Source organism: Halovibrio sp. HP20-59, assembly GCF_033052795.2.
Classification (GTDB): Bacteria; Pseudomonadota; Gammaproteobacteria; order Pseudomonadales; family Halomonadaceae; genus Vreelandella.
Genome location: NZ_JAWJUW020000133.1, coordinates 1 through 252, shown reverse-complemented (window position 1 = coordinate 252; position 252 = coordinate 1). Strand labels below are relative to the sequence as shown.

General features: G+C 60.3%; 1 protein-coding gene. It reads left to right on the top strand.

All coding sequences use genetic code 11. From position 1 onward, the window contains the following. Positions 1-21 precede the first annotated feature (21 nt). Positions 22-252: tripartite tricarboxylate transporter substrate-binding protein (locus tag RZA33_RS19645; RefSeq protein WP_317509936.1), on the top strand; the 231-nt coding region annotated here is incomplete at its 3' end.

The following is a 252-nucleotide window of genomic DNA, read 5'->3' as shown; positions in this document are numbered from 1 at the left end:
CCGGCCCATCAGAACGGTCTTGTGCGATCAATCGGGCTGACTGGAGCGCAGCGCTTGGCTCAAGTACCAGACGTACCGACCTTCGCCGAAGGAAATGTACCGAAATTCGACCTTCAGGTCTGGAATGCGTTGGCAGCGCCTGCAGGAACGCCGCCCGCTGTCATTGTTACTCTGGAAGCCGCCCTTGCCAGGTCACTTGAGAACGAAGAAGTCAAAGCGCGCTTCGCGGAACTCGCGGCACAAGCGCCGCCG